This is a genomic window from Photorhabdus tasmaniensis (assembly GCF_011189505.1).
Lineage (GTDB): Bacteria > Pseudomonadota > Gammaproteobacteria > Enterobacterales > Enterobacteriaceae > Photorhabdus > Photorhabdus tasmaniensis.
The window spans coordinates 1-2,932 of the sequence record NZ_PUJU01000118.1; the positions used below are offsets into that span (position 1 = coordinate 1).

Here is a 2,932-nt window from a genome sequence, read left to right on the forward strand (position 1 = left end):
AAAGGACGCTCCTCTGCCTATGCTGGCGACCAGTCAAATCTCTAAGCAGCGTTATGGTGATAATTTACCGCAATCCAGTAATCCGTTTGCCCGGCCTTCTGCTGTTGATGCGGAGAAATTTGGGGTTAAGCGTATTCGTCGTCCCGATATTATTTTGGTTAAAGATGAGGCTCTCCGCTGGCCGGGCAGGAATGCCTCTTACTTTGATGGTTCTGTGCACCCCGATAATCTGAAAATGCTGATTGAGGTGAAATTTCCAGGAGATAAGCTTAGTGAAGATCAAGAAAAAGATTATATCCAGATTGCTACCCGCTCTCGCTTTGGTGTGATGCGTGTCAGTGATAACCGCACTGAGCAGCAAAAACTGTATGATGAAGCATGGCAAAAACTTTATCAACCCGGTTCACAACACTATAAAAATCCGATACCGCTGGCACCCTTGCCGCCTGATGATAACGCCTTACCTTTCCCCACGCCTCCCGAAGAGGGAGTACCAGGCACCATTCCGCAACCCCTGACAAAAAATCCACCGCTTGTCAGTACTTCCCCCTGGTCTCTTTCACTTGGCTATGAAGACTGGGTTGTTCTCGGGCAAGAAGTGGCTGGTCTGGCCGAAAATGGGTTGAATTATGTTCGCGATAGTACCCGGGAGCGCCTTGCCCAGTTTGGTATCTGGTTCAATCAAGCTGGCAAGTGGGTGTGTGAAGAGATTATTGACCCGATAAGCCATCAGGCCAGTTACGCGTTTTCCTGGGTCAATGAACAGACGGGGAAAATTGTGACCTGGACGGAGAGTGAGATAAAAGCCCAATGGCAGACCGTGCAACAGGGTTCGGATATCACCTTGGAAGAGCTAAAAAGTATTAGCTGGATGCAAATATTTAAAGCGGTCGGTGAAGGCATGCTGGAAGTCGTGGTAATTATTGCCGGTGTTGCCGTTGTTATCCTAGTCACCCTTGCTGTCGCTGCTGCGTTGATTGCATTGGTGGAAATTTTAGCTGCCGCAGCCGCAGTCAGCGCCGCCGCATTAGCTACCGTCCTGGCAATATTGGCGAGTGTGACATCCGCCACCGCCTCATAATTCACGGAGAAAATGATGGAAACTGTAGATTACTTTGCCCAACTGAGATCACAACTGACCTCTTTTCTTTTTCTCAATGGCGATGGACTGACTGTTTCTCGCCTGGGGATTTCTATCACCCTGTTTTTTAAACAGGGTTACACCCCGGAGAAAAAACAGCACATTCTGGCCTGCTATCGCCGCTTTCGCGAAGAATTTGGCACCCATCTGTGTTTTCATAGCCATTCACTGCAAGGGTTAAGCAAATATTCACCGGAAAATATTATTAAGATAGAGGAAGGCATTCTCGCCAGGAAAAAAAACCAGTCTTGTGGTTGGGTGGTCAGTGATGCCAAAAATGAAGATGAAGCGCCTCATTATCTGATGCGTTATCTGGGTTCCGATGAAGATGATGGTGATGATAGTAGTTCCTACCTGAGTCTGGTGCTGCCCTGGGATTATCTGAAAGCACAAGACGGCATGACCAAATTTATGGCCTGGCTGGATTTTCTGTGTGAACAGCTTGAACCTGACTGGGGAGATTGTGGTTACTGTCTGGTCTTACCCAAAGACTACTATGATTATTTCCCTTTGGAGTACCAATTGACCCTGCGCTACCTCACCCTGCAAGTCAACTCTACGGTTCATACCACACTGGATGATTATGCCGATTCTATACGGAGCATGAACTGGATCACCCTGCTGTCCAGACGGTTTGTCGCACGATTGGGCGGGGAAATCTGGATACGTAAAACACTGGCACGCTACCCGGATGTGGTGATTAGCCCTTACTCCAATGGTCTGATGATCCGCGCAGGCAAATACCCGGATCTGACACCACTACCGGGCAGTGTCCCGGCGAGTTATTTTGCCATTAACCAACTGATACGCCCGATACGTTTTGTGCCGGGAGAAGGTGATTCCCTGCACTTTCACGGCGCGGGTCATTTTGATGATATTTCCACGTTGGCCTGGTATGCCCGCTATGATCGTGGCCCTCTGCATATCACCCCGGTGAGAACCGGTGAGCCGATGCTTGTCAGCGGATTCTGGCGAAATGACAGCCAGCCTGACAAACAGTATTTCTTTGTTCAGGGCGCAACTGCCTTTGATATTCAGGGCGCAGAGCCGGGGACAACGGTATGGCATCTGATACGGGAAGCAGAAAATAGGAATGAGTAAATTGCCGAAGTTGCTGTTGTTATCCTCGTCACCCTTGCGGTCACTGCGGCGCTGATTGCACTGGTGGAAATTTTAACTGCTGCCGCAGCGGTCAGCGCCGCAACATTAGCGGCTGTCCTTGCAACATTGGTGAGTGTCACATTCGCCACCGCCTCATAATGAAAGGAGAGAATATGGATACTCATGATTATTTTTCCCAGTTGAGATCACAACTGACCTCTTTTCTTTTTATTAATGGAGATGAACTGACCGTCTCCCGCTTGGGTATCTCAATTACCCTGTTTTTTAAACAGGGTTACACCCAAGAGAAAAAGCAACGCATTCTGGCCTGCTATCGCCGTTTTCGTGAAGAATTTGGTACCCATCTGCGTTTTCATACTCATGAGCTGAAAGGGTTAAGCAAATATTCACCGGAAAATATTATTAAGATAGAGGACGGTATTCTCGCCAAGAAAAAAAATCAGCCTTGTGGTTGGGTCGTCAGTGATGCCAAAAATGAAGATGAAGCGCCTCATTATCTGATGCGTTATCTGGGTTCCGATGAAGATGATGGTGATGACAGTAGCTCCTACCTGAGTCTGGTGCTGCCCTGGGATTATCTAAAGGAACAAGAGGGTATGGCTCGCTTTATGGCCTGGCTGGACTTTCTGTGTGAACAGCTTGAGCCTGACAGTGGGGACTGTGGTTACT

Annotated in this window: 4 protein-coding genes; 3 read left to right on the plus strand and 1 reads right to left on the minus strand. The window is 48.5% G+C overall.

The annotated features are described in order from the left end of the window. Both C5471_RS22915 and C5471_RS22920 read left to right on the plus strand, forming a co-directional pair. The coding region (locus tag C5471_RS22915; RefSeq protein WP_166296517.1) for a VRR-NUC domain-containing protein at positions 1 to 1,081 on the plus strand (1,081 nt) is incomplete at its 5' end. A 15-nt stretch (positions 1,082 to 1,096) separates the two neighbouring features. Next, complete coding sequence (locus tag C5471_RS22920) at positions 1,097 to 2,242, plus strand: type VI immunity family protein (RefSeq protein WP_133814251.1); 1,146 nt, start codon at positions 1,097 to 1,099, stop codon at positions 2,240 to 2,242. Here C5471_RS22920 and C5471_RS24090 read toward each other — a convergent pair. Further along, positions 2,176 to 2,427, minus strand: coding sequence for a hypothetical protein (locus tag C5471_RS24090; protein ID WP_207627449.1), 252 nt, complete (start codon positions 2,425 to 2,427; stop codon positions 2,176 to 2,178). The two genes, C5471_RS22920 and C5471_RS24090, sit on opposite strands and share 67 nt — an antisense overlap. On the opposite strand from C5471_RS24090, the gene C5471_RS22930 reads away from it, so the two are divergent. Further along, on the plus strand, positions 2,416 to 2,932 hold a 517-nt coding region (locus tag C5471_RS22930), incomplete at its 3' end, for a type VI immunity family protein (protein ID WP_166296520.1). The genes C5471_RS24090 and C5471_RS22930 overlap by 12 nt on opposite strands.